The 26,385-nt window shown below is 66.2% G+C and carries 16 protein-coding genes; 8 read left to right on the top strand and 8 right to left on the bottom strand.

Going from position 1 to position 26,385, the window contains the following annotated elements; translation table 11 throughout:
• Positions 1-18: 18 nt before the first annotated feature.
• Positions 19-2,157: an N-6 DNA methylase gene (locus tag KA261_07655; GenBank protein ID MBP7697673.1), complete on the top strand. Its 2,139-nt coding sequence runs from the start codon at positions 19-21 to the stop codon at positions 2,155-2,157.
• Between the two features lie 256 nt (positions 2,158-2,413).
• Entirely contained in the window at positions 2,414-3,778 is a 1,365-nt protein-coding gene (locus KA261_07650; GenBank protein MBP7697672.1) for a hypothetical protein, read from the top strand.
• A gap of 83 nt (positions 3,779-3,861) precedes the next feature.
• Here KA261_07650 and nhaA read toward each other — a convergent pair whose 3' ends face one another.
• From nhaA to KA261_07625, 5 genes are all read right to left on the bottom strand, one after another.
• The gene (nhaA, locus tag KA261_07645; GenBank protein MBP7697671.1) at positions 3,862-5,205 is read right to left on the bottom strand and encodes a Na+/H+ antiporter NhaA; all 1,344 of its coding nucleotides are present in this window, start codon (positions 5,203-5,205) and stop codon (positions 3,862-3,864) included.
• Between the two features lie 186 nt (positions 5,206-5,391).
• A complete protein-coding gene (locus KA261_07640; GenBank protein ID MBP7697670.1) occupies positions 5,392-5,991 on the bottom strand; it encodes an outer membrane beta-barrel protein in 600 nt (199 codons plus the stop codon).
• A gap of 240 nt (positions 5,992-6,231) precedes the next feature.
• Positions 6,232-6,990: an FkbM family methyltransferase gene (locus tag KA261_07635; GenBank protein MBP7697669.1), complete on the bottom strand. Its 759-nt coding sequence runs from the start codon at positions 6,988-6,990 to the stop codon at positions 6,232-6,234.
• A 142-nt stretch (positions 6,991-7,132) separates the two neighbouring features.
• Positions 7,133-8,002, bottom strand: coding sequence for a GNAT family N-acetyltransferase (locus tag KA261_07630; protein ID MBP7697668.1), 870 nt, complete (start codon positions 8,000-8,002; stop codon positions 7,133-7,135).
• Positions 8,003-8,054: 52 nt separating this feature from the next.
• Positions 8,055-10,841 carry a CHAT domain-containing protein gene (locus KA261_07625; GenBank protein MBP7697667.1) on the bottom strand — a complete coding sequence of 929 codons (2,787 nt, stop codon included), beginning with the start codon at positions 10,839-10,841 and terminating at the stop codon, positions 8,055-8,057.
• 164 nt (positions 10,842-11,005) lie between these two features.
• On the opposite strand from KA261_07625, the gene KA261_07620 reads away from it, so the two are divergent.
• The 5 genes from KA261_07620 (at position 11,006) to KA261_07600 (ending at position 18,747) form a co-directional block, all read left to right on the top strand.
• Complete coding sequence (locus KA261_07620; GenBank protein ID MBP7697666.1) at positions 11,006-11,587, top strand: sigma-70 family RNA polymerase sigma factor; 582 nt, start codon at positions 11,006-11,008, stop codon at positions 11,585-11,587.
• A 39-nt stretch (positions 11,588-11,626) separates the two neighbouring features.
• Positions 11,627-12,205 carry a zf-HC2 domain-containing protein gene (locus KA261_07615; protein ID MBP7697665.1) on the top strand — a complete coding sequence of 193 codons (579 nt, stop codon included), beginning with the start codon at positions 11,627-11,629 and terminating at the stop codon, positions 12,203-12,205.
• A 255-nt stretch (positions 12,206-12,460) separates the two neighbouring features.
• Positions 12,461-13,852, top strand: coding sequence for a S8 family serine peptidase (locus KA261_07610; GenBank protein MBP7697664.1), 1,392 nt, complete (start codon positions 12,461-12,463; stop codon positions 13,850-13,852).
• Positions 13,853-14,442: 590 nt separating this feature from the next.
• Positions 14,443-15,555 (top strand): efflux RND transporter periplasmic adaptor subunit, encoded by a 1,113-nt coding sequence (locus KA261_07605; protein ID MBP7697663.1) that lies wholly within the window; start codon positions 14,443-14,445, stop codon positions 15,553-15,555.
• 30 nt (positions 15,556-15,585) lie between these two features.
• The gene (locus KA261_07600; GenBank protein MBP7697662.1) at positions 15,586-18,747 is read left to right on the top strand and encodes an efflux RND transporter permease subunit; all 3,162 of its coding nucleotides are present in this window, start codon (positions 15,586-15,588) and stop codon (positions 18,745-18,747) included.
• Between the two features lie 33 nt (positions 18,748-18,780).
• Here KA261_07600 and KA261_07595 read toward each other — a convergent pair whose 3' ends face one another.
• The 3 genes from KA261_07595 to KA261_07585 all read right to left on the bottom strand — a co-directional run bounded on the left by KA261_07595 (position 18,781) and on the right by KA261_07585 (position 23,576).
• Positions 18,781-20,541: an ABC transporter ATP-binding protein gene (locus KA261_07595; GenBank protein MBP7697661.1), complete on the bottom strand. Its 1,761-nt coding sequence runs from the start codon at positions 20,539-20,541 to the stop codon at positions 18,781-18,783.
• Between the two features lie 558 nt (positions 20,542-21,099).
• Positions 21,100-22,200 (bottom strand): radical SAM protein, encoded by a 1,101-nt coding sequence (locus tag KA261_07590; GenBank protein MBP7697660.1) that lies wholly within the window; start codon positions 22,198-22,200, stop codon positions 21,100-21,102.
• Positions 22,197-23,576, bottom strand: a complete 1,380-nt coding sequence (locus KA261_07585; protein MBP7697659.1) for a radical SAM protein — start codon at positions 23,574-23,576, stop codon at positions 22,197-22,199. The genes KA261_07590 and KA261_07585 overlap by 4 nt, the downstream gene beginning before the upstream one ends.
• A gap of 1,570 nt (positions 23,577-25,146) precedes the next feature.
• Here KA261_07585 and KA261_07580 point away from each other — a divergent pair.
• Positions 25,147-26,148 (top strand): zinc-dependent alcohol dehydrogenase family protein, encoded by a 1,002-nt coding sequence (locus tag KA261_07580; protein MBP7697658.1) that lies wholly within the window; start codon positions 25,147-25,149, stop codon positions 26,146-26,148.
• The last annotated feature ends 237 nt before the right edge of the window (positions 26,149-26,385 follow it).

The following is a 26,385-nucleotide window of genomic DNA, read 5'->3' as shown; positions in this document are numbered from 1 at the left end:
CCCGAAACCAGGACCCGCGTGGCGCTCGATCTGGTGCTCCGCATGCTGTTTCTCCGCTTGGCCGAAACCGCCGGCCACCGGACTGAACGGCCGGACCGCTTCACGGAGGTCCTCTACGGATCCGCCGAGGTCCGGGGTCCGCTGTCCGTGGTGCGACGGCTTCTTCCTCTTCCAACTCAGGTAGCCTGTCCGGGCGCGCCACCGGTATCGGATGAGGCTCTGCGGCCGCTGCTGGGGGAAACCGGCTTTCTGGACCGCTATGCGTTCTCGGCCCAGGAGGACCCCGGCCACGACTCGGTGATACTCGGCCCGGCGGTGTTGGCCGAGCTGATCGAGACCCTTGCCCCCGGCCGGCGCGATCGGGGAGCGTTTTTCACGCCGCCCGAGGTTGTCGACTTCGTCGTCCGAGCGGCGCTCATGGAGTGGCTTGGGGACCATCCCGAGCTGATCATCGACAGCGACGGATCCCGCATCCCTCCCGCGCGGCGAGCGGAGATCATCGGGCGCCTCGCCGATTTGACCGTGCTTGATCCGGCCTGTGGGGGCGGAGCCTTTCTCCTTGGGACGCAGCGTATCCTTCGCAGCCTGGGTTCCGCTCTGGATGCCCCCGAGCTGCCCACTGCGCGCAGGCTGTACGGCGCCGACATTGACCCCCAGGCAGTCGGGGTCGCGCGACTCCGTCTCTGGCTCTCCTCTCCCCGGCCCACGCCCGGCCCGGACGTTGACCTTCTGATCTCGCAGGCAGTGGTGGCCGACACGCTCTCCGCTGATCCTCCTTACCGAGATCGTCGCTGCTGGCACTTGGTGCTGACCAACCCGCCGTACGGGGTGAAAGTACCTCCGGCGACCCGCGACCGGATCATCGATCCGCGACGAGAGGGGGCGCAGTCCCGCGATGCGTACGGGTTGTTCCTCGCGAACGCTCCGCGCTTGCTGACCGAGGGCGGGGTGGCGGGCTTGGTGGTCGCCGACACCTGGCGAACGATCGCCAGCCATCTGCCGCTCCGGCGGCGGTTACTGGCCCAGGTTCAGATTCGCCGCATAGTCGACCTCCCGGCCGGCACCTTCAAAGCGACCGTGGGAGCCGAGATCGTGATTTTGCGGAACGCGCCGCCGGATCCCCGCACGCCGCTGCAGGCAGTCGACCTTCGCGCCGGGGCCGAGACCGGACTGGCGGAGAGGTTGCGGGATCTCTTGCGAGCGCCCCATCCTTCCGGCGCCCCCGCAGCGACCGGCCGGTATGTCTACCCGCAGTCCCGGTGCCGTGCGCACCGTCGCCATCCGGTGTTTATCGCGTCTCCCGCTCTCTTTCGATTCCTGATGGATCCGTCGATGATGCGGATCGGGGAGATCGCCGACGTACGCCACGGCCTCACCACCGGCGACACGCGCCGCTTCATTTACCGGCGGCCGGGCGCCCCCGGCCGGTACCCGATCGCCGACCCGGAGCGGATTGTCGAAGGCGAGGACTTGGCGGAATGGCTGACCGAGGACGAACGGCAGAACGGATTCAATCCCGACCGGCTGGACGGGCGCTACCTGGTCCCCTGCGACAAGGGGGGGGCGAGCCGGACCGCCGATGGTTGGCTTCCCTGCTACCAGGTGCCCACGGATTACTACATTGACTGGCGGGCCGAGAGTGTCGCCGCGATGAAACGGTTGCCGGGATTTCGGCATGACGGACGGGAGTACTATTTTCGGCGCGGCGTCACTTTCTCCCACACCGGCCAGTATGCGCCCACCTTTCGGTTCGGCGCGGGCGGCGTCTTCGACACAGCCGGGTCCACTCTCTTCCCCCGCGGGCACGACCTCCGCCTCCTGTTGGCCCTCCTGAATTCCAGTATGGTGCGTTACCTGTTCAAGAACTATCTCAACCACTCGGTCAACGCGGCCGAGAACCCGCTCAAAGAGATTCCCCTCCCGCGCCCCGATGCGGGCGCCGAGCGGGATTTGATCCTGCTGGTCGACCGGATCGCCGCCCGGCAACGGACCGACCGCTACTACCCTTTCCACCGACACGAGCAGCGGGAGATCGACGCCCTCGTTTTCGGGCTATACGGTTTGGCGGAGGAGGAGATCGAAGAGGTCGAGCGCTGGTGTGTGCGCCGGTATCCGGCCCTGCAGGGACCCCGCCGCCGTGCGCGGTCCAGGCAGTAACCCCTTGACAGAAACACAATTCCGGTGCTAATTGGGGAAGAAGCAGGGATCCAGGTTTTGCGGGCGACCCCCGACCACTTCGCCGTCTGCTTCGCAGTCATTGAGGAACGACCACACGAATCGGAACTCCGGAGTGTGCGATCCCGCAACAGGCCTTTTCGTCACGACAGGCGTTCGCCGGAATCCCCCTCCGGTCGCGGGTGAATCAGCGCATGATTATCCAAGACAGCTATACACCAAGCAACGGAGTCGTCTCATGAACAAGCTTCATTTCGTCCTCCTTATGATCCTGGCGACGGCCGGGGTCACACCGGCCGCCGTTCCCACCCAGGTCAGCTTTCAGGGGGTCCTGACGAATGCCTCGGGCAATCCCGTGGCGGATGGATCCTACGGCGTCGTGTTCCGCATCTATGCGACGGATGTCACGCCGGTGGCGCTCTGGACCGAGGGGCAGACGGTCACGACATCGGGGGGCCGCTTTACGGCTCGGCTGGGATCGGTGACACCGCTCACGGCGAGCATATTCCAGTCTTCATCGCGGTATCTCGGGCTCACGGTCGGCGCCGACCCGGAGATTTCGCCGCGGACGAGGTTCCTGACCGTCCCGTACGCCTTCAGCGTCGCGACTGTCGACAGCGCCGCGGGCGGCCAGATCACATCCGGCGTCGGCATCGGCGTCGCTTCCGGCCCATACCGGCTGCACGTGAATTCCTCCGATTCGGTGGTCAGCCGCATAACCGGCGACTTTGACGGTCCATCGGGCGCGATTTTCAAGGCCGAATATCTCGGCCCCACTTCGTCGGACTATGACGCCTATGCGGTCCGCGGGCTTGCCCTGCAGAACACGTCGTCCGAGTACGGCGTGGGCGGGCGCTTTGAGGGTGGCTACAACGGTGTGGTCGGCGTCGGGTACAGCGCCGGCGTCATCGGCACCGGCGCCGATGCCAACGGTTCATGTATGGGGGTCTCCGGCAGCACCGTGTCCACCAACATCGGCGATGCCTACGGCGTCCGGGGCACAGCCAGCGTCACCGGCGACGCCAACGGCTACGGCGTGTACGGCATCGTCACCGGCACCACTACCGGCGTTCGCTATGCCGGGTACTTCGCGGGCAACGTTCACGTCAACGGCACGCTCTCCAAGGCAGCCGGCTCGTTCAAGATCGACCACCCGCTCGATCCGGCGAACAAGTACCTCTACCATTCGTTTGTCGAATCCCCCGACATGATGAACGTCTACAACGGCAATGTCGTGTTGGACGGCGCCGGGGAAGCCACGGTGAGTCTGCCGGACTATTTTGAGGTTCTCAACCGCGATTTCCGCTACCAGCTCACCGCCATCGGCGCCCCCGCGCCGAACCTCCATGTGGCCGAGAAAATCAACGGCGGCCGGTTCCGGATCGCCGGCGGCGCGCCGGGGATGGAGGTCTCGTGGATGGTGACCGGCATTCGACAGGATGCGTTCGCCAACGCCCACCGCATCCCGGTCGAGGAGAACAAGGGCGCGGAGGAACGCGGGCGGTATCTCTATCCGGAGGCGCTCGGCAAGACCGCGGCCGAGGGTATCGACTCCGCCCGCGAGCGCGCCGTGGACCAGCGCGGCGACCAGGCAGAAGACTAACTCGGCTCTCCCCCGGGTCCGGGCCGATCGGGAGACCATCGTTCTTCGAGGGGCATCCGTTTCCATCGGATGCCCTTCGCGCATTACGAAGGCGAGTCGGCCTCGTGCGCCCGCTGCCCCAGGGCGCGGGAACTCTGCGCCGGCCGACGCAGGGTCAGACGGAGGGCGGTGAACCCGAAGACCGCGCTGAGCGTCGACGCGATCAGAATCCCCGACTTCGCGTCGATCAGCAGTTGCCCCTCCAGGCTGAGCGAAGCCACAAAGAGCGACATCGTGAAGCCGATCCCGGCGAGACAGCCCGCCCCGATCAGCGCTCCCCAACCGACGCCGCTCGGCGGTTCGGCCACTCTGAGAAGCGTAACCAGTCCCAGGGCGGCCAGCACCCCGGCCGGTTTACCGAGCACCAGTCCGACCGCAATGGCCGAGGCAATCGGGCTGGTGAGCGATTCGATGGCGAAGGGGACGCCGGCATTCGCCAGCGCAAACACCGGCATGATCAAGAAGGCCGACCACGGGTGAACCGCCGTTTCGAGACGTTCCAGCGGCGAGACGGCCTCGCGCGAGGCAAAGGCCGCCTCTTCCAGCGCGTCGTGCAATTCGGGGCCTTCCGGCGATCCCCTCAGCCGGTTGCGGATGCGGTCAAACATCGCCGCCAGCGATTCCGCCGACAGCAGCGGCCGGGCCGGCGTGAGAAACCCGAGCGCGGCCCCGGAGACGGTGGGGTGGATTCCCGATTTGAGAGTGCACAGCCAGACGCCCACGCCTGCCAATCCATAGGCGGCCACGGCCCGCACGCCCGCCTGTTTCATGGCCGCCACGACGCCGAACCCGGCCAGCGCTCCCAGGAGCCAGCCGAATTTGATCGCCGATGAATAGAAGAGGGCGATCACCAGCACGGCGATGAGATCGTCGATAATCGCCAGCGTCAGGAGAAACACTTTCAGGCTGCGGGGAACCCGGTCGCCGAGGAGGGCGAGGAGGCCGACGACGAAGGCGATGTCGGTGGCCATTGGGATCGCCCATCCGGACTGGCCCGGCTGGCCGTGCTGCAGGGCGAAGAACAAAATGGCCGGGGCTGCCGCTCCCCCCACCGCCGCGGCCGTCGGCGCGATCACCCGCCGCGCCTCGCGCAACTCGCCGCTCACCAGCTCCCGCTTGATCTCCAGCCCCACGAGGAAAAAGAAGACCGTCATCAGCCCGTCGTTAACCCAGTACCAGAGCGGATAGGAGAGAGAGAAGCGGCCGGCGCCGACCGTGAGGACGGTGTTCCAGAAGCGCATCCACGAATCGGCCAGGGGCGAGTTGGCGGCGGCCACGGCTGCCGCCGTGCACACCAGGAGCACGATCCCGCTTGAGGATTCGGTGTGGAGGAAGCGCGCCAGCGGGCGGGTGAGCCGCGACAGCGGCCGGTCGGTCGTCTCTCTCATGGATCCTCTCCTCTGAGGGTTCGTACCGATAATACCGCACGATCCCGGCGCGGGCAAGCCGGTTCGGCGCCCGGCCGGGAGAATCGTCACCGGCCCGGCGCGAACGGGAAGGGAGTTGACGAGCGGGCACAAAAAAACCGGGGCGGCTGGCCGCCCCGGCGCATAATCTCTGCCGACAACCCGCACCTAGAAGAACTTCAGGCCAAGGGTCACCGGGATGAACGACGACGACTCGCCATCGGTGTCTACCGTGACGTAGCGGACCTGCCCGAAGAAGCTGAACATCGGACCGGTTTTCAGCTCGACGCCGCCGCCGAGGTTCAGGTAGAGGTTTGTCTCGGCGTCGGGGTTGAGCTCGTTGAGGCCGGCGACCAGGTCACCCGTGCCTTCAAGATCGGAGGCTGAGATGCGGGCAAAACCGACGCCGCCCAGGAGGAACGGCTTGATCGGCGCCGCCGGCAGACCGAACGAGTACCGCGCATCGGCGCCGTACATCCACATATTATTGTGGCCGCCGGTCACCCCCATGTCCTCCATGTCCTGTGTCACATCGAGCCCGAACCGGTGGTACTCAACCTTGCCGACCACCTGCAAGCTCGGCATCACGGCCAGACCCAGACCGACCGAGCCGTGGAAACCGGTGTTGTAGGCCTCCGAGAACTCCTCCGGCGAATTCGGGATGGAGATGGCGCCGCCGACATACAGGCTGATCGGGTTCTCGACCTGAGCCGAGACGCCGGCCGACATAAGCAGGAGAGCCGCAACTGTAATCAACGCTTTCTTCATGTCCTACTCCTTACGCTTTGTTGCCTTTAGTGTGGTCATTGCATAGATCGGCCGATTCGTTCCGGAACTTGACTCCCGGCCGAGAAATTTCTCCCCCCGCAAGTCACTGCCGCAGAACATATTATCGGTAAGACGAGGGGCCGCCACTGACCGGGAAAGCGGGGGAAAGGGGATGCGCGCACCTTGGCTACGGGGAATCGGGTTGAGGTCTTGCGGACGGATCGGCGCCGCGGGCGCGCCTCACGGCAGGGTGGCGTAGGCGGTGGTGTCCATCCGGTTGGCGACGAACCGATAGCCCGCGGCCGAAAGTTTCCGGATTGCGGCGGCGTAGAATGCACCGGTCATGTGGAGATTCTCGAAGCGAATGATCCGCGGATGATGGCGCGCAAGATCGAGGCTGTCGAGGAGTTCGAAGTCGTAACCTTCCACGTCGATTTTCAGCACGTCGGGCGGGCCGTCGACAAGCGCCAGCACTTCGTCCAGGCTCACGCATTCCACGGCCAGCTCCTGAACCGCCTCCGGGCCGAGCCGGAGCTTGCGGGCGTGGTTGAGAACATGCCGGCGGCTGAAACTGGCCATGCCGTTCGTGGTCGCCCAGAGCGGCAGATCGCTTCTTTGGCGCAGCACGTCCGGGGCGAATCGGTAGAGCGTCATCGATTTCCGCTCGCGGTGCACGGCCTTGTTGAGCAGCGCCACCCCCGGATATGCGGCGAAATTGTGGGCCAGACTCGCGAAGACATCGGGCTGCGGTTCGACCACCACGCCTGCCGCCTGGAACTCCCGCACGTAGGCGATGAGGTCATCAGGGCGGCTGACGCCATCGTTGGCGCCGATTTGCACGAACCTGAAACTCCCGGCGCGGCCGTCGATTTGGGCGCGCACGAGGAAGTCGAAGTCGAGGGCGAGCCGCGTGTGCGAGGCAAGAACCGCCGGCATCGACCGCTCCACTACCAGTCCCCGCGAGGCGAGAAACCTGTTTGCTGCGCTGCGAAAACTCACATGGCCTCTTTGCGTCGAGAGCGATCAGAGAGTCACCCTGCGCTTTCCCGTATGGTACGTCGGCGCCGGCCGATTTTCAACTCAAATTCTCCCGGAAGGCCATCTCCGGCGGCCCGGAGCCTGCGGCCTGAACGGGGAGCGGCTAGGCCTGCGACGTGTACGGGAATATGAACGGCGCGCCGGCGAATGGGAGATCGCCCATGACGTGCGTCCCGTTACCCTCCACTTCCACCAAGTCGACATCCCCCAGATGCAGCTTGTCGGTCATGAAAAGAAACTCGACAGTCTCTCCGTCCGCCGCGCCGAGGTACCGGTAGATGTCCTCGAACGGGCGCATTGATGGCGCCACGATGTCGAACACAGTCAGGATGCCGCCGGCCCGCCGGGCCAGGACGGCCGCCCCCAGATCGGGGAGGTATAAGATGTAACGCCGGAGACCATACAGACAATGGTACATGAACAGGCGGGCGTTCAGGACGCCGAGTTCATCCGACACCGGCGTCCGGGCGGCGGCCAGACGGTACAGCAGCGCGAGGTGCTCGGGATCCTGCGGGTCCAGCGGGACAGCGCCGGGGCGCGCCCGCAGGCCTGGCAGAAAGACGCGCGCCTTGTATTCCGCCGCCGGCCGAAAACCGCAGGAGGCATAGAGCGGGAAAGCTTCGGCATCCGCAAACAGAAAGAAGAAGTCGTGGTCCCGGCGCGCCCACGCGACCGCCGTCTGCAGCAACTGCCGGCTCAGACCTCTCCGGCGAAACTCCGGGAGCGTCCCCACCGCGGAGATCTGCGCCACCCGGCGCCGTGTTCCCCGGACGATCATGTCCAGGGAGTAGACGCAGACGTTGGAGACCAGCGTGCCGCCGTGGAAATACGAAAACGGCCGGTACCGCGCATCCCAGAATCCCAACCGGTCCCAGAGGGACAAATCGAGGCCGAACAGCCCGGCCAAGAAGCGTCGGTACTCTTCCTTCAGTTCGGGGGCGTCCCAGTAATCCTCGCAGTACGACAGATCCATATTTGTCTCCGCGGTTTGCGCTGCCGACGGCAAAACATCCGGACCGATATAACTACATGCCCAGAAGCACAAACGCTCCCCACAGCGCCGGGTCGATGGCGGTCGCCGCGATTTCGGCCTGCGCCGTGCGGTAGGACGCAACCACGTCATCGGTCGCCCGCAGGCGGGCGTAGAACCGGCTCATGAACGCATGGCTCACCTGGTCGGACACCGGCCACAGGGTCGCCAGGACATAGCGGGCGCCCGCCTGGTAGAATGCTTTGGCGAGGCTGAAGCTGTTGCCGTAGTAGAGGCCGGTCGCGGCCGTCTGACAGCCGGAGAGGGCCACCAGGTCGGCGCGGATGCCGGCCGCGAACAGGTCAAACGGGAAGAACGGCCCGTCGGCCAGTACCACCCGCGAAAACAGCGGGTTCTCCGACGACCGCGCGGCGTGGGTGGCGATGTGGATGAACCCATCGCACACACCCAGCGCCTCCTTGAAAGCCGTCGAATCCGCCCGCTCGTCGACATAGAGACCGGCGGCCTCAAACTCCCGCCGCACGGCGCCGGCCTCGAGTTCCACCGCCGGCAGACGGTCGGAGAGGAGGGCGAAGACGGCATTGCGCCGAGCCGCGAAAGGAACCCTCCCCCGCCCCGCCCGCGCTCCCGGCGGTACGCCATCGCGGGCGAGATCGTCCGGGTTGACAATGAGCCGAAGGTCGCGCCGCCGACAGAGCGGCAGATGCGCCCGGTCCAGCAGCGCCCCGAAGGGTACCTGCGCAAAGATGCCGTCGGTCAAAATGATGACGCGGCTCTGGTCGTGGTCCCGCAGGAGAGGGGCGACCAGGGTTTCGTGGAGATCGGCGAGATAGAAATCGGCCGCCCCGGGGAACCGTCGTTCGCCGCGGCCGCTGATGACGGCCCGCTCGAGGACGAAATAGAGTTCCCAGACCTGGCGGCGGAGACGCTCGGCGTCGATCGCCAGGGGGATGAAGTCAACCGTCCCGCGCGTCGCGCGGAAGGCGCCCGGCGGACCGCCGGGAGGCGCGACGAAACTGACCAGGAGATCGTCGCCGCCCAGCCGTTCCTGCACGTCCTCGCGCGGGCCCGCGGCGCGGCCGCGGCCCCGGGCCGGGTAGAGATGGGCGCGGATGCGCTGTTCGGCCGACCACAGCCGCTGCTCTACGGCGGACTGCTGTGCGAGGCTGTCGGATCCCCGGTGCGTCTTCTCCGGGAAACGCCCGAACCGCTTGAGGGTCGCCCGGAGGCGCTCCCGTTCCGCCAGCAGCGCCGCGGGCACGCGGGCATGCACCTCGGCCGCCAGCGGATTGCGCCGGTTGAGCACCTCCAGAGCCCGCAGGTTGGCCCGAAAGGATTCATCGGGGCGGTCCATCTGCAGGAGGCACTCCACCGCCCCGGCGTAGGCCGTGAGCTTGTCGGCGACAAAGAAGAACCGGATCTCGTCCGGGTACAGCCCGGCCAGCATCGTCTCGACCATGTCGATGGCCCGGCGGTAGGCGTCGAGAGCGCCGGCGGCGTCGCCGCCGGCGCGGCGGAGGCGGCCGACGGCCGTCTGCACGAGGTAGGACTGGTAGCTCACGAGCGGGCGGCGCAGCAGGCGGCGGGCCAGCGCCGCCGCCTCTTTTCGGCGGCCGGCCGCGCAAAGGGCCTCGAGGTGGACGATCTCGGCGTCGGTCCCCCGGCGCCGGTCGCCGCTGCGCGTGAAGAGGCGGCGCGATTCCGCCGCGGCTCTCAGCGCCGCGCCCGAACGGCCCAGTTGCGAACTCAGCTTGCTGCGCGCCAACAGCACCATCCCCAGCCAGAGATCGTTCCGCTCCCGGCGGAACAGCCGGGCCGCCTCGTTCAGCGCCTCGGCGGCGAGACGGAAATCGCCGAGGCTGAGCCGCGAGAGCGCCACGAAGTAGTTCGCCTTCGCCTGCTCATAGCGGAGACCGAGGCGGCGAAACTGGGCGATCACCTCCTCCCCCGCGGCGATCGCGGTCCCGAACTGATTGAGGTGGATGTTGAGTTCCACCAGATCGAGGCGTGTGACCGCCATGGAGCGCGTGTCCCCGAGGCGCTCGAACGCGACGTACACGTTTTCGAATTCGCGGAGCGCCTCGGTGAACCGGTCGCCCAGAAAGAGCAGGTAGGCGAGCGAGTATTGGGCTTTGCGGTAGAGGACCTCCAGACCGGAGGCGCGATAGATCTCCGCGGCCCGCCGATAGAGCGGCGCCGCGAGGTGCGGTTCATTCCGGTTGGCGTAGATGTTGGCCCGGTTGTACTCGACGGTGGCGAGCGGCGCGCCGCCGCGGGTCTCGAAGATGGCGCGGGCCTTATCGTAGTAGACCAGCGCGAGGCGGTTCTGATCGAGACGGTGGTAGACGTTGCCCATGTTGACCAGAACGCCCGCGGCCGCCGCCGCCATCCCGCGGCGCCGGAAATATCCGAGCGAGCGCCGCCCCGCCGCCAGGGCCGAGCGGTAACGCCCGAGGTACATCAGCACTTCCGTCATCCCCTGCCCCAGGCGGGCGGAGGCCAGGTAGTTGCGCTCCCGGCGATAGCGGCGGTCAGCCTCGCGGTACCGGGCCAGCGCCGCCCGGTACCGGCCGCGATGGTGCGACAGGCGCGCGTCGAGGGCCACAATGTGCGGACGGTGCTTCGCCGGCATGTGCTCGTACAGCGGCTCGATTCGCCGGAGGAACTCCTCGGCCGCGCGGAGGTCGGTCCCGAGGAGCGTATTCAGTTGTCGGCTGAGGGCGGCCAGGAGTTTCTCATAGTCGGCCTCAAACTCCCCCTCCACGAGCCGGCGGAGATCCTCGGCCGACCTGACGGCCGGCAATGTGGAATCATCGTACATAGCAGCGTCGCCCAAGAGACCGTTGCCCTAAGTTAACGCCTGGAAGTGGCGGGGCAAGGAGTTTGTCGGCCGGTCGGGCGCGGCCGCGCGGCCCCCCGGCACAAGAGTGCTTGACAAAAGGCGTCTCCGTGGGTCTTTTTGCAGCATGATGCGGCGGGGACAACATGGCGGATGGTAAGCGGGCCTCTGTCGAAGAACTCGTCGGCGCCTGCCGGGAGGGAGCGGAGTGGGCATGGCGGGAGCTGCTCGGCCGGGTGTCTCCGCTGGTGCTCGCCCTGTGCCGGGACAGCCGCCTCTCCGCGGAGGAGTCCTTGGACATTTTCGGCCAGGTCTGCTATCTTCTGGTGCGCAACATCGACCGCATCCGCAACCCCCGCAGGACGTACGCGTTCGTCGCCACGATCACCCGCCGCCAGATCTACAACCGGTTCCACGAGGACCGCGGACTGGAGTTTGTCGACACCGATCGGCTGGGGGAGACAGTCGAGGACCCGGCCGGCGGCCCGGACCGGAAGTTCGAGGAGACGGAGCAGCGCCTGCTGCTGACAGAGGCCATTGCCATGCTGCCGCCGCGGGACTACGAATTGCTCACGGCGCTGTTCTTCGACGAGGACAAGCCGAGCTACGAGGAGATCGGGGCGCGCCTGGGGATGCCGGTCCCGTCGATCGGACCGACGCGGGCACGCGCGCTACAGCGGCTCGAGCGGCTGCTCGTCCGGATGGGGTATAAATTCGACGTATTTTAGGCGCGGAAAAGCGGGACTATGGGATGAGGAACTGGAACCATGTCATCGAAGCGCGATAAAGTCGAACGCCTGCAGCAGTATCTGGACGGACGCCTGGATCCGGAGGAGGCGGTGCGCCTGGAGGAACACCTCGCCGCCGATCCCCGGCTCCGCCGGATGCTCGATCTGCTTCGGGCGATGCGCCGGACACAGCCTGGTGACGGCGCTCTCGAATCCGCTGCCCGGGGACTCATCGACCGCGTGGTGACCGACCTGCACCGCCGGAAAGACAGCCCGCACCGCGGCCTCCTGACTTTTGACTCGGGGCTTCTCCCCCTGCCGGCCGGGATACGCCCGGCCACCCTCGACAGCCGCCGCCTCCGGTATGCGGCGGAAGGCCTCCGGCTCGAACTGTCGGTCTACCCGGCCTCTCCCGGGACATTTGAAGTCATCGGCCAGATCGAGGGGTCCCGTCGGGGTGCGGCGCTGGAGGTCTCTCTGCGCCAGGGCCGGCAGACCCTCAGGGAGCGGACCAACCCCGTTCACGTGTTCCACTTCGCCCGGGTTCCGGAAGGCGCCCACGACATGACCGTCGAAGATCCCGACGGCGGGCGGTTCGAGTTCCTTCTGGAGTTGTAGCCGGGCGGACAGGTTCTCGCCGCAACGAGATCTCTCCGCCGCGTAACCGGCCGGCTCACCGGCCCTGACATCCGCCGATCTCCCTGTACTGCAGCGGATCCTGTCAAGGAACCATGGAACGCTCACCGCCTCTGGACAACCCGCCTCTTTGCCTCCATGTGAGACACCGACACCGGTCGGGTACCGCCCGTACTCGCATGCGGATCCCGACTGTCCCTCGTGAAACGTGCAACAATGAAACAGGGGGTAGGTCCCGTGACAACTCGAAACCGTCTTCTCGCGTTCGTTCTCCTCTTGCTGGTCGGATCGGCCTGTCCGCGGGGCGCCGCCGTGGCCGAGGCGCTTCCCGGCCAGGCTCTCGTCCGCGTCGACCCGGACCAGAACCTCGGCTGCATTCTGACCGGGACAGGCATCGTCATCGCCGACAGCATTCCCGGCTCGCGGCTGTACCTGGTGCGGTTCTCACCGACCGTGTCCTTCGACACCAAGCGGCAGGATCTCGCGGGCCGGCCGGGAATCAGCGCCGTCTGGGCCAATGAGCCGATGCACCTGGTGGAGACCCACCAGATGAGCATCGGCGTTCCGGAAGACGAAGTTCCCGTTTTCGTGCGGGGGGTGGAACCGCAGAACTACTATGCCCAGCCGGCCGCCTATTCGATCGGGCTCGACTCGGCCCTCCTCGTCTCGCGGGGCGCGGGCGTGCGCATCGCGGTCATCGACGGCGGCGTGGACTGCAGCCATCCGCTTTTCGCCGACCTGAACGACTCTCTGGCCCGCGATTTTGTGGACAACGACGCCGACCCCAGCGAGGGTCCGGGGACGCTGCGCGGGCACGGCACGTTTGTGGCCGGTCTCATCCGGCTGGCCGCCCCGGAGGCCGAGTTAATGGTGGTGCGGGCGTTCACCGGCGATGGCGTGAGCACGACGTTCCAGGTGGCGCAGGCGCTGGATTGGGCCGTGAGCCATGGCGCGGGCGTCGTCAACATGAGTTTCGGCACCGCCGCCGACAACGGCGTCCTCGCCCAGGCCTGCGCGCGGGCGGTCCAGGCCGGCGCCGTCCTCGCCGCCTCGGTGGGCAACGACGGCATCGTGACCCCCATGTATCCCGCCTCGTACCCGTACGTCCTGGCGGTGACGGCGATTGATACGCTCGACCTCGCTGCCTCGTTTTCCAACGGCAGCCCCGAGGCCGACGTGTGCGCCCCGGGAGTCGACATCTACAGCGCCCTTCCGGCTCCCTATTACTGGGGGACCTGGAGCGGGACGTCGTTCTCGACGCCGCTGGTGACGGCGGTCGCCGGGTTGGTGCGCGCGGTCCGCCCGACCCTCACGCCCCAGGAAATGGAGACGCACATTCGGAGCACGGCGGCCCGCGAACTGGCCTGGGGGACGGTCGCGCCCCCCGACTTGTTCTACGGGTACGGCCGCCTCGATGCCTTCACGGCGGTGCTCCTGTTCCGGCTCGGCGACATGGATAACTCCGGGGTGGTGGACGTGGTGGACCTGAACACGGTGACCGCCATGGCGACCACCGGAGCCACGCCGCCGAACAGCATCCGGCGGCAGGGGGACATCAACAGCGACGGCACGGTCGACGCCGAGGACGTGGTGGAGCTCTCCGATGAGCTCTTCGGCGGCGACCAGTAGGCCATCCGCTTGCCGGCCCAAGGGGATCTCGAAACGGCGTCGTTCGCACGGCGCTGTTTTCGTGCGATAGACCGGGGGCGCCGCTTTTTTGATGTATTTTTCGTCCCCCTTGCGCGCTCTATCTATCAGCAGCAAGACATCGCCCGTTACGGCAGGTGGCTCCCTCTCTTTCGGCGGATGTATCCATAGCCACCTGTCGAGGGCGATAAAGCAATGCGGGGGAGGGGGGGTTTTTTTTGCGGGGAGGGCGCGCCGGCTCAGGAACAGACCAGCGGTCGGGGGGGCGACGGGCACCGCCCCCGGATCGGAACGCGACGCAGTTCCGGCCGTCGCGTGGCTGTCGCAGCCTTCGATGCCCTGCCCCCAGGGCTTCTATACCCTGTCAGTACCCGGTGCGGGCCGCTCGGTCCCACCGGGGATTTTTTGCCCCTTCGCGAAACCTTACCTACATAGATTCGTTTTATCTATATTCAGACAACGTGTGGCGCCGCCGGGGGCGCCGGGCCGCCCGGACGGAGGCTATTCGGACAAGGACATTCTATATCGGCCGCCGGGGTGGCGGTTAAACCAACAAGGGTGCGTAAGACTTTATGAAAAAACGGCTTATCGGGCGGGCGCTGGTGTCGACAGCGGTCCTCATGCTCCCCGTCCTGACATCGGCGCAGGGGGCGCCGCCGACTCTGGTCGTCACCGACTCGGTGCGGCAGATGGAGTTCCACGACCAAATCTCGCTTACCGGCCGGACCGAAGCGTGGGTCACCAGCCGGGTCGTCGCCGAGGTGAGCGGCCGGGTCGAGGCGATCGCGGCCGGCGAAGGGGCGGCGGTTCAGAAAGACCAGACGCTGGTCATGATCGATGGCGAGCGCATGGGGCTGGCGCTGCAGGCCAAGGCCGCGGAAGCGGAGCAGGCCCGCGTGCGGGCCGCGCTGGCGGCCGACAACCTGCGCCGCGCGGAGGATCTCTTCAGCCGCACTCTGATCTCCACGGCCGCTATTGACTCGGCCCGCGCCGGGGCCACCATGGCCGAGCAAAGCCACCGGCAACTCGAGGCGGAGCGACGGCGGCTCGAAGTCGAGCACGACAACTGCACGATCCGGGCGCCGTTCTCCGGCTATACGGGCCGCAAGCTGGTCGACGTCGGCGAGTGGGTGAGCCCGGGAACGCCGGTGTTCGAACTGGTCGACGTCTCAACCATCCGCGTTCGGGTCGATCTGCCCGAGCGTTACTTCGGCCTGCTCTCGGTCGGCAGTCCAGCGACCATCGGCCTGAGCGAGCGCGGCGGCGAGGCGGTGGCCGGGCGTGTGGTCGGGATTTCCCCGAATGCGTCGGAAGATACTCACACGTTCCCGGTTATCGTTGAGGTGCCCAACCGCGAGGGGCAGCTCGCCGGCGGCATGCTGGTGCGGGCCACCCTCTCGCTGGACAACAAGTTCACCGGACTGGCCGTCTCCAAAGACGCCATCATCCGCCAGGGGGCACAGACTCTCGTCTACACCGTGCACGAAGGGAAGGCGGCGCCGATCCCGGTCGTCACTACCTCGACCAATGGCAAGATGGTGGCGGTGCGGAGCGAGGCTCTCCGGGCGGGGACACCGGTGGTCGTGCGGGGGAACGAGCGCATTTACCCGGGCGCGGCGGTTATGATAGCGGACGGCAGCCGTCAGGCGAATCCGCCCAAAGCCGCGCCCCAAACCAACCAGTAAGCGCCGCCCGGCGGCAGGAGTCATACCCCCGTGAGCCTGATTACCTCCTCGATCCGATTCCCGGTCACCGTCATCGTCGGCGTGCTCATCGTTCTCATCGGCGGCATCGTGGCGCTGACCCGCGTCCCGGTGCAACTCACGCCCGAGGTGGAACGCCCCGTCGTAACCGTCACCACCACCTGGGTCGGTGCGTCGCCGGGCGAAATTGAAAAAGAGATCATCGAGAAGCAGGAGGAGTATCTCAAATCGGTCGAGGGGCTGCTCGAGATGAGTTCGGAATCGCAGGACAGCCGGGGGACGATCACGCTGGAGTTCCCGGCGGGCACCGACCTGACGGGCGCGGTCATCCGCGTGACCAACAAATTGAACGAGGTGCCGTCCTACCCGGCCACCGCCGATCGGCCGGTGGTGACCACCTCGGGGCAGTTGGAGGGGGCCATCGCCTGGTTCGCCGTCAAGCCCGATTCGGCCGGCGTCTATGTCCCGCATCAGCAGGCGGTGATCGAGGACATGGTCAAGCCGCGCCTGGAGCGCGTCGAAGGAGTGGCGTCGATCAACATCTTCGGCGGACTCGAGCGGGAACTGCACGTGACGTTCGACCCCGACCGCCTGGCCTCGACCGGAATTGCGATCGACCAGTTGGCCGAGGCGCTCCGCGCGGACAACCGGGACATCTCCGGCGGCGACTTCGCGGAGGGCAAGCGCCGCTACGTCGTCCGGACCATCTCGCGCTACGAGACCCCGGAGCAGGTGGAGCAGACGGTGGTGACGGTGCGCAACGGCGTGCCGATCCGCGTCGGCGACCTGGCGGGGGTGGAGCTGACGTATCAGAAGCCTGCCGCCATGGTGCGCCACCTGGGCGTGCCCTCGATCGCTTTCAACGCCCAGCGCCGTGTCGGCGCCAACGTGATGGAGGTGATGGACGGGCTCATGGCGCAGATCGACATCATCAACCGCGAGATTCTGCACCCGCGCGGCATGCACATCGAAAACGTCTACCGCGAAACCGTCTACATCGACTCGGCCATCGACCTCGTCCTCTCGAACATCTACGTCGGCGGGTTGCTCGCCATACTCACGCTGTTCATCTTCCTGCGCTCCGCCTCGGCCGTGCTGGTGATTGCGCTGTCCATTCCCATTTCGATCATCTCGACCTTCCTCGCCATGGCGCTCTTCGGCCGGACCATGAACGTGATTTCGCTCGCGGGCATGGCGTTCGCGGTCGGGATGGTGGTCGACAGCGCCATTGTCGTGCTCGAGAATATCTACCGCCACATGCAGCTCGGCAAGTCGCGGTGGCGGGCCGCCTCCGATGCCGCCCGCGAGGTCTGGGGCGCCCTGCTCGCCTCGACCGTCACGACCGTCGCCGTCTTCATCCCCATCATGTTCGTCAAGGAGCAGGCCGGCCAGTTGTTCCAGGATATCGCGATCGCCATTTCCACGGCTATCATCGTGTCGCTCGCGGTCTCGGTCACCGTCATCCCCTCGCTGTCGGCTCGGATGCTGAGGGTGTCGACCAAACTGACCGCGGGGGATGAGACGCAAGGGTGGCTGGCGCGCCTGGCCGCGAGAGTCGCGAGTTTCGTGGACTACGTCAACGCCCGGGGCCGCCGCCGGCTGGTGACCATCGGCGCCATCCTGACGGTGGCCATGGGGCTCACGGTGGCGCTCATACCGCCGAGCGAATACCTCCCCACGGGAAACCAGAATCTCGTCTTCGGCGTCATGCTCCCCCCGCCCGGCTACAACCTCGACGAGATGGTCCAGGCCGGCCAGACCATCGAGGCGCAGATTCGTCCCCTCTGGGAGGCCGACGCGGAGACGGCCGACACTCTGCCGGGCGGCGGCATCGACAACTTCTTCTTCGTGGCGCTGCCGAACCAGGCGTTCATGGGCATGCGCGGGCGGGCGCCGCAGCGCGGAGCGGAACTGGTCCCGGTGGCCAACCAGGCCCTGTGGTCCATCCCCGGCGCGATCGGCTTCGCCGCCCAGGCCTCGCTCTTCGGCGGTGGGTTCGCGGGCACCCGGTCGGTGCGCATCGACGTGACCGGTCCGGACCTCCCCAAAGTCCTCCAGATCGCCCAGCAGGTTTTTGTCCAGGTCCCGCAGGTGCTGCCGGGAGCGAACGCCCGCCCCATCCCGGGGCTCGACCTCGGCAACCCGGAGGTCCGCATCTACCCCGACCGCGTCCGGGCCGCCGACGTCGGCTTTGACGCCTCCGCGATCGGCCGCTCCGTCAATGCCCTCGTCGACGGAGCCATTGTCAGCGAGTATTTCCTCGACGGACGCGAGATCGACCTGCTCGTGAAGGGACGCGACGATTGGAGCCGCCACACGCAGGACATCGCCTTGCTGCCGCTCGCCACTCCCACCGGGCGGGTGGTGACGGTCGGCGACGTCGCCGAGGTGCGTCAGGAACAGGGTCCGGTCCAGATCAACCATGTCGAGCGACAGCGGACCGTGTCGATCGAAACGGTGCTCCCCGACGGCATCGCTCTGGAGGACGCCGTGCGCCGGCTGGAGGAACAGGTGGTGCAGCCGATGCGCGCGCAGGGGCAGATCGGCGGCCTGTTCGACATCAATCTCTCCGGGACGGCCGATGATCTGAGCCGGCTGCGCGACGAAATGATGACCGACTTCCACATCGCCATCATCCTCACCTACCTCCTCTTGGTGGCCCTCTTCCAGTCGTTCACGTACCCGTTCGTAGTCATGCTGACGGTGCCCCTGGCGACCTTCGGCGGCGTGCTGGGCCTCGACATCGTGCAGATGGTCGATCCCTCCCAGCAGCTTGACATCCTGACCATGCTCGGCTTCGTGATTCTCGTGGGCACGGTCGTGAACAACTCGATCCTCATCGTGCACCAGGGCCTCAACTTCATGCGCGAAGGGTGGGATCAGCGGGCCGCGATCAAGGAGTCGGTGCGCGTGCGCGTGCGGCCGATCTTCATGACCACCGGCACGACCGTGCTCGGCATGATGCCGCTCATCATCATGCCCGGCGCCGGATCGGAACTGTACCGGGGGATCGGCGCCGTGGTCGTCGGCGGCCTCGCCGTCTCCACCCTGGTGACGCTCGTGCTGACGCCGCTCGTATTCTCGTACGCCATCGAGCTCGTGGTGAAGGTGCGGAGCCTGCTCGGGTTGTCGGAGCGGGCGGTCGGCGCGGTTCCGAGCCTTGAGGGCGAGTGAGGCGGTGGGCGCGGCGCCCGGCTGCGCGCTCGGTCAGGTGAGCAGTTGTTTGCGGGCCAGCTCGCCGTAGAGCGGCGAACTCTCCAGCAGCGCCTCGTGCGTCCCCTCGCCGACAATCCGGCCGTTGTCGAGCACGATGATGCGGTCGGCGTGGCGGACCGTCGCGAGACGGTGGGCGATGATGATCGAGGTTTTCCCCTGCAGCGCTTTCTCGAGCGCCTGCTGAATCAACTCTTCGCTGCGCGTGTCGAGCGCCGAGGTGGCCTCGTCGAGGAGCATGATCGGCGGGTTGAGGAGGATCGCGCGGGCGAGGCAGACGCGCTGGCGCTCGCCCCCCGAGAGTGTCACCCCCCGCTCCCCGACTTCCGTCTCGTACCCGAGCGGGAGTTTTTCGATGAAGTCGTGAATGTTGGCCACCCGGGCGGCCTCGATGACCCGGTCCATCGACGCCTCCGCCCGCCCGTACGCGATGTTGTCGCGCAGGCTCGCTTTGAACAGCACCGGGTCCTGGTCGACCAGGCCCATGTGGGAGCGGAGCTCTTTGAGCGCGAGGCGGCGCAGGTCGACCCTGTCGAGCAGGATGCGCCCGCCCTCGGGATCGTAAAAGCGCAGGAGCAGATTGATGAGGGTGGTCTTCCCCGCCCCCGAGGGTCCGACGATCGCCACCTTCTCGCCCGGCTCGATCGTAAGCGAGAGCGCGCGGATGGCGAAACCGTTGTCGCCGCCGTAGTGGAAATCGACGTCCTCGAACGCCAGCCGGCCGCGCACCTCGGCGAGACGGACCGGCTGGGGATCCTCGGCCACCGCCTGCGGGAGATCGAAGTACTCGAAAATCCGGTACACGGAAGCCATCGCCGACTGCACCTCGACATTCACCTGGGACAGCTCCTGGATGGGCGAGTAGAGGTAGCCGAGGTAGATGTAGAACATGAAGAGCGCCCCCAGCGGGAAGGATCCGGCGGCCACCAGGTATGCCCCCCAGGAGAGCACGATCACCGGGACGAGCGAGGCCACGAGCTGGACGAGGTTCACCGCCAGCGACGTCATGACGCTGTTCCTGATGTAGAGGCCGGTCATGGCCGACAGCACGCCCACCACCCGGGTCTTCTCGCGCCGTTCCTGGGCGAAGGCCCGGACCGTGCGGATCGTCGAAAACACCTCCTGAAGGCGGCCGGACAGCTGGGCGATCGACTCCTGCAGCCGGTAGTTGATGGCGTGGAGCGAAATCCCGTAGCGGTGGGACAGCCAGACGATGATCGGCACCGGGATGAGCGCCAGCGCCGCCCAGATCCAGTTGAAGACGAAGAGGGTGACGAGGATGCCGAGGAGCATGAGAATGTTGGTCAGAAACATCAGCAGCGTCGTCGTCAGCAGGCTCTGCACCCGCTGGACGTCGGCCAAAAGCCGCGACATGATCTCCCCGACGTTGTTCGTCTGGTAGAAGCGGAGCGGCACCTGGGCGAGGTGGTCGAAGAGCGCGGCGCGCAGGTCGGCGATGATCGAGGCCCCCACTTTGCCGGCCAGGTAGTCGCGCCCGATGGAGAAGACGAAGCTGCTGAGGTACAGCCCGATGAGCGCGAGGCCGAACCAGACCGCCGGGGCCATGTCCACCGACCCGTCCGTATCCGCCCGGAGCGACGGTATCAGGTCGTCGATCATGTATCGGATCGCCTGCGGCAGCATCAGCGCGAGCGCCGTCATCACCAGCATGATGACGAACATGAGGGCCTCGAGCCGCCAGTACGGGCGAAGCCAGGACCAGAGACGCCGGCGGGTGCGGGGATCGGGGATCATCCGGGCACCCCTGACCACGCCCGTGCGCCGCGGGATTCCCGGCCCGCGGCGGGCCGGCGCACCGGGCGGGCTTTTCGCGCAGCCGCCGGCCGGTCACACCCGCCGCCGGCGACGCACCCGAGGCCGAAGCCGCGGTCCTGCGGTGTCCGGCCCAGGACGGCCGACCCCTCCCCCGGCGCCCGGGGGGCCGCGGGACAGGACCGCACGGCCTTTTGAGCGCCGCTGCCGACACCGAACTGCATCTCCACCGTCGCCTCCGAATCCAAGGTTACCTCGTCGCCGTCAAGATACTCCGGGCGCGCCCCCGCAACAACCCGGAATTACAGCTTCCCGGCGGCCGGCCTGCGGCGGCTTCACCTCTCCGTCCTTCCGGCGGGCCGAGGGACAATCGTGCAGGACCAAGGGGCGGGCGCGGGAGATCGTGCGGGGAGTGCAGACGCCGAAGGTCCGGCCTGAACAGACCTGTCCTCCGGTCGTCCCGCTCCATCCCCGTCGGGCGGCTGCAGCGGGACGGGCGGACCGGCGGTTTGCGCGGCGCAGAAGTGCGGCCCAACGCGCTTACTTCTTCTCAGCCGGCTGCGGCTCCTGGAACCGGGAGAGCAACTCCACGATCAGGTCGTTCTCGATCGGCTGGACGCCGCGTTTCTGCTCGACCTGCCAGATGCAGAACGGGTTGTTGGCCCGCTCGCCGGAGGCCGACACCGAGGTGGTCGTACAGCCGCCGCGGCACAGCGGTAGGTAGCGGCAGTCGTGACAGGCGCCGGTCGCGGTCGCCTTCGTGAACTCCCGGTTGTAGAGAAACTTGGTCGGGTCGTTCCAGATCTCGGTGAAGGAGCGCTCACGGATGTTGCCTTCGACAAACTCCGGCTGCTGCGACAGGCAGCCCTTGACGTCGCCGTTGGAGCAGATGCCGGCCACCCGGACGCCCGCGTAGCAGCCCAGGTAGGGCATGCCGTCGAGGAGCTGCGTCCCCTTGCAGCCGTAGTAGCCGATGTTCTCGCCGACGTCGACCATCATGCGGGTGTCTTTCTTGAACTCGAGAATCTTGTCGATCAACTGCTCGTACTCGGCCAGGCCCATGACCATCTCTTTCTCCATGCGGCCGGTGACGGTGGTCATCTGAATACGCCACTCGGGGCATCCGATGGAGACGAGGTCCTTGTGGATGCTGTCCATGTCCTTCAAATTGACCTTGGAGATCTGGCTGACGGCCTCGAAGCGCATCTTTCTTTCGGCCATGAGGCGCATGGCGTGGAGCGCTTTGTCGTAGCTGGTTTTGCGCTGGCGGATGTAGTTGTGCACCTCTTTGGAGCCGTCGAACGACACGCCGACGTTGCGCAGGCCGACCTCTTGGAACAGATCGACGGCCTGTTCGTCGACGGCGAAACCGTTGGTGATGAGGTAGGCGCCCGCGCCGTTGGCGACGATACGCTTGCCGAGCACCGGCCAGTCTTTGCGCAGAAGCGGTTCGCCGCCGGAGAGGGTGATGCCGCGCGCCCCGAGGCCGGTCAGTTCGTCGATCAGCCGCAGGGCCTCATCGGTCGTCAGCTCGTCGCTGCGCGGGACACCCGCCGAGGTGCCGCAGTGGATGCAGCGCATGTTGCAGGCGAACGTGATCTCCCAGACCACCTGTTCGGGGAAAAAATGAAAATCGCTCATGTTGTCGACTCCTTCTCGGCCGCTTGCGCTTCCGCTTCTTGCTGCTGCCGGCGCGCCATCTCCTGCTGCTTGGAGCGGGCGATAATCTCGAGCATCGGCTGCAGGTTGTGTTTCCAGGCCTCGCACATCTGCGTGCCCGCGAGCTGGCGGTCGGCCCGCCGGGCCGGACACCCGCCCATGCAGATCGGGAGCAGTTCGCATTCCACACACAGGGCGTGGTCAAACGGATCTGCGGAAAACAGACGCTGGAAATTGGGATGCAGATAATTGATCTCGTCGGTAATCGTGCCGTACGCCTTGGGGGCATCGCCGGCGTGGTTCCAGCACCGGTACAGATTCCCGTCGGGATCGACCAGGTGCGCGTTCGTCGACTGGGCCATGCAGAACACCGCCACCGGCGACGGCAGCTTGTCGATCCGGAACCCCCGGGCGAGCAGCAACCGGTAGTAGTCCACCTCGATCGCCGAGAAATCGGCCGTCTCGTAGCATGATTCGGCGATATTCGCGCAGACCTGCGAGGACGGCTCGACCATGCCGAAGTAGACGCCGGCCCGCTCCCGGAGACCGGCCGCCGTCAGCTCCGCGAGGAGCTCTTCGATCATGTCGATCGTGAAGGACTTGTCGACATTCACCCGGATGCCGACGCTCAGTTTGGTGGAGGCGTATTTCAGGTTCTCGAGAATCCGGTAGAAACTTTCCTTCTTGTTCTTCAGCGGGCGCTTGACGTTGTGAATCCGGGCAGGGCCGTCAAGCGTGATCTGCACGTGGCGGATCTTCAAGGCCACGAGCCGGTCGACCGTCTCCGCCGTCAACAGGTAGCCGTTGCTGATCATGGACGAGCTGTACTCGAATTGGTGCTTCTCGCCCATTTCCACAAACGACGCGGTGAGGCTCTCAATCACATCGAGAGCCAGCAGCGGCTCGCCGCCGTACCAGTCGATCTGGAGACCGCTGATCGAGCGGGCCCGCTTTTCGACGTAGCTGACGATCGCCGCCATCACCTCGGGGGACATTTTCCGGGCGGTCTTGTTCTCGAAGCAGTACACGCACGCCATGTTGCAGGCCATGGTCGGGGCGATGACGAACCCGAGCGTGGTCCGGTCGTAGCGGGCAATGTTGTGATTGAACCGCAGGAGCGCCCGTTCGTCGACTCCGTCGGAGCGGACAAACGCGCCGTACTCCAGCTGCTTGAGCAGACCGGCCTCCTCCTCGCTCAGGTCGGGGGTCGCCGCGCCGTTGAGCTTCCCGACGAGCCGGCGGTAGACGGCGTAGTTCTCCTCGGTCATCAGCGCCACAGCTCCGGACAGGGCGTTGTAGGCGATGTAGTAGCCATCCTGCCACGGTTGGAAGTGATTATAGCGCGAGAGTGTCGGCATCTTCCGTTTCCATCATTTGCGTCTCCGCGCGATGGGGCAGTGCCCGGTTCTGCCCCACAGGCGGTTGTTCCGGCCGCAGCTGTTCAGCCCGCGGCCGCACCTCATGTCGGCGTCTGTTCCGCGACGCCCTCTGCCCCGCAGCCCGGAAACCCGGGCTGCGGGCAATTCGGTCGTGCGATCAAATCGGGACCGGGTCAATACCGTAAAGCGGCTTAATTCTGCACCGCGTGCACGGCGGGCGATTACCCATTTCCTGGGGGTCAAGCAGGTAGACCATGAGTTCACCTCCCTTCGGTCGGTTGCGGTACCACGAGACCTCGCACAGCCATTAACTCAAGCTGCGCCTTCCTGTCTTCTCAAGACACCGGGGACGGCCCCGGCCTTTCTTCTCGACCGCATCCGGGAAAGCAGCTCCCTCTCCCGGATGCGAATTCGGCATTACGGCTCGATTCCGTAGAGCGGCTTGATCGCGCAAAACACCGGATAGCACAGTGTCTTGCAGGGCGGTTTCTTCCCCAGCCCTTGCGGGTCGATGAGATAGACCATGCCGACACCTCCATACGCGTGAAAGGTTATGGCCGGGCTCCCAGTCCCCTCGAACGGGCGCTGTGAACCCTGAGTAACGCCTCATCTTGCTGCTCGCCCCGGACTGCCTGGCCGCGTCCTCGGCCGGCAAAGAGCCGATCAGGGGCGCCTGAGAACCTCCCGCCACGCCCGATGGCACTTACCTGGTGCACACTTTCCGGTGCTGCGGTATTCGCGGGAGCTGCGGTTTGTTCGTGTGGGCCGTGCCACCCCCTCCTTGACCGGTCACGACGGCGTCCGACTCAACTGCGAGCAATGCCGGAAGGGCTCTGCGAGCCCTCCCGGCCTGAGTCACTTCTCCGACCTTTAGATGGTCGGATCGATACCGTACAGCGGCTTGATGCCGCAGTAAGTCGTGCAGCCTTTGCCATCGCACAGCACCTTGCACTTCGCAAAGCACGGCGGGCGATTCGCATTGGCGGGATCGACCAAGTAGATCATGCCAAAGACCTCCTGTTGTTGGCCTGCCGTTCGGGCGTCCGCTCCGCCCCGGATCAACTCGCCAGTATATCAGTCCGCACACAAGCGACCAGGGGCAGCGCGTCACCTCCCGTCAGCAAGCGGTGAATACATTTCGACCTGTCCGAACACCGATGAATTTCGACTATTCGACTGCATTCGGCAGGCATGGAATATCCGAGTTTACTAATCAATGCAGTATGCAGGCGATAATCTCAGACACTCATGCGGCGATGCCACACCGCCAGGTCCAAGAAAACGGTTTGTCCGAATTCTCCTCCGCGATGGAGGCGGAGCCACCAGAGCGAGCCTCTTTCTGTCAAAATTATGCAACGAGGACAATTCTGTCAAGGACAAACCGGTCGAGTATGGCACATAAATAGGATAATGTTTGTAGCGAATAAGATGCGCATCTCCGCTCTGCGCGAAACAGCTTGAATGCGAACGGGTAATACCTTACCTTTCGGCGGGAAATCACGCGCCGGAATGCTGACAGATCACGGCACGACAATGGAGTTGATAGCTCATGAAGGCGATGGTTTTGAGACAACCGCACGAGCCCCTTGTTTTGACCGATCTTCCCGACCCGAAACCGGGTCCGGGGAGAATCCTGCTGAAAGTGCATGCGTGCGGCGTCTGTCGGACCGACCTGCACGTATTCGACGCCGATTTGACCGAGCCGGTCCTTCCGCTGATAATGGGGCATCAGATTGTGGGATCGGTACTTGCCGTGGGCGAGGGCGTTTCGGGCGTTGAGCCCGGCGACCGCCTCGGCGTCCCCTGGCTGGGCGGGAGTTGCGGGCATTGCGACTACTGCCGCAGCGGTCGGGAAAATCTCTGTCCCACAGCCCGTTACACCGGGTACCAAATCAACGGCGGCTTCGCGGAAAAGACCGTTGCCGATGCCCGCTTCTGTTTTCCCATCCCCCCCGGCTATCCTGACCTCCAGGCGGCTCCCCTGCTGTGCGCCGGCCTGATCGGGTACCGCTCTTTGCGCATGACCGGCTCTGCCCGGCGGCTCGGTCTGTACGGGTTCGGGGCGGCCGCGCACATCGTTATCCAGGTCGCCCGGCATCAGGGCCGGCGCGTGTATGCGTTCGCTCGCCGCGGGGACACCGCAAGCCAGGATTTTGCCCGCTCGCTCGGGGCCGATTGGGCGGGGCCGTCGGACGAACTCCCTCCGGAACCCCTTGACGCGGCGATTATCTTCGCTCCCGTCGGCGCGCTTGTGCCGCTGGCCCTGCAGGCAGTCGCCCCCGGCGGCGTAGTCGTGTGCGCCGGTATCCACATGACCGACATCCCCTCGTTCCCCTACCGCTGGCTGTGGGGGGAGCGGGTCGTGCGCTCGGTTGCCAATCTCACCCGCCGCGACGGCGAGGAGTTTCTGGAGCTGGCCCCGCGCGTGCCGATCCGGACCGAGGTGCATCCGTACCCGCTCAACCGGGCCAACGAGGCCCTCAGCGACCTGCGCGAGGGGAACTTCACCGGCGCGGCGGTCGTCGTCGTGGATGAAGACGCCTCGGGGTGAGCGCTCTCGGAACTGGCGGGGAATGGACAGGCGGAGTATCGGCGGGGAGGTCCATACGCGAACCTCCCCGGACGACACACAGGAATCACCATGGGTCAGGATCGACGCCGTAGCACGGCTTGATCCCGCAGTTTGTGACGCAGAGCCAGGTGCACACCTTGGCCTTGCACACGCACTCCGGGCTGATCAGGTATACCATAGGCACCTCCCATATCAGGACGTTTCGGTAACTCCTGT

Source organism: Candidatus Zixiibacteriota bacterium (assembly GCA_017999435.1).
In the GTDB taxonomy this organism is placed as follows: Bacteria; Zixibacteria; MSB-5A5; order GN15; family FEB-12; genus JAGNLV01.
This window is presented reverse-complemented; position numbering and strand designations above follow the sequence as displayed.

Coding starts and splice junctions, on each gene's coding strand:
- KA261_07650 (MBP7697672.1), top strand. CDS start 2,414: ATGAACAAGCTTCATTTCGTCCTCCTTATGATCCTGGCGACGGCCGGG.
- nhaA (MBP7697671.1), bottom strand. CDS start 5,205: ATGAGAGAGACGACCGACCGGCCGCTGTCGCGGCTCACCCGCCCGCTG.
- KA261_07640 (MBP7697670.1), bottom strand. CDS start 5,991: ATGAAGAAAGCGTTGATTACAGTTGCGGCTCTCCTGCTTATGTCGGCC.
- KA261_07630 (MBP7697668.1), bottom strand. CDS start 8,002: ATGGATCTGTCGTACTGCGAGGATTACTGGGACGCCCCCGAACTGAAG.
- KA261_07625 (MBP7697667.1), bottom strand. CDS start 10,841: ATGTACGATGATTCCACATTGCCGGCCGTCAGGTCGGCCGAGGATCTC.
- KA261_07620 (MBP7697666.1), top strand. CDS start 11,006: ATGGCGGATGGTAAGCGGGCCTCTGTCGAAGAACTCGTCGGCGCCTGC.
- KA261_07615 (MBP7697665.1), top strand. CDS start 11,627: ATGTCATCGAAGCGCGATAAAGTCGAACGCCTGCAGCAGTATCTGGAC.
- KA261_07605 (MBP7697663.1), top strand. CDS start 14,443: ATGAAAAAACGGCTTATCGGGCGGGCGCTGGTGTCGACAGCGGTCCTC.
- KA261_07595 (MBP7697661.1), bottom strand. CDS start 20,541: ATGATCCCCGATCCCCGCACCCGCCGGCGTCTCTGGTCCTGGCTTCGC.
- KA261_07590 (MBP7697660.1), bottom strand. CDS start 22,200: ATGAGCGATTTTCATTTTTTCCCCGAACAGGTGGTCTGGGAGATCACG.
- KA261_07585 (MBP7697659.1), bottom strand. CDS start 23,576: ATGCCGACACTCTCGCGCTATAATCACTTCCAACCGTGGCAGGATGGC.
- KA261_07580 (MBP7697658.1), top strand. CDS start 25,147: ATGAAGGCGATGGTTTTGAGACAACCGCACGAGCCCCTTGTTTTGACC.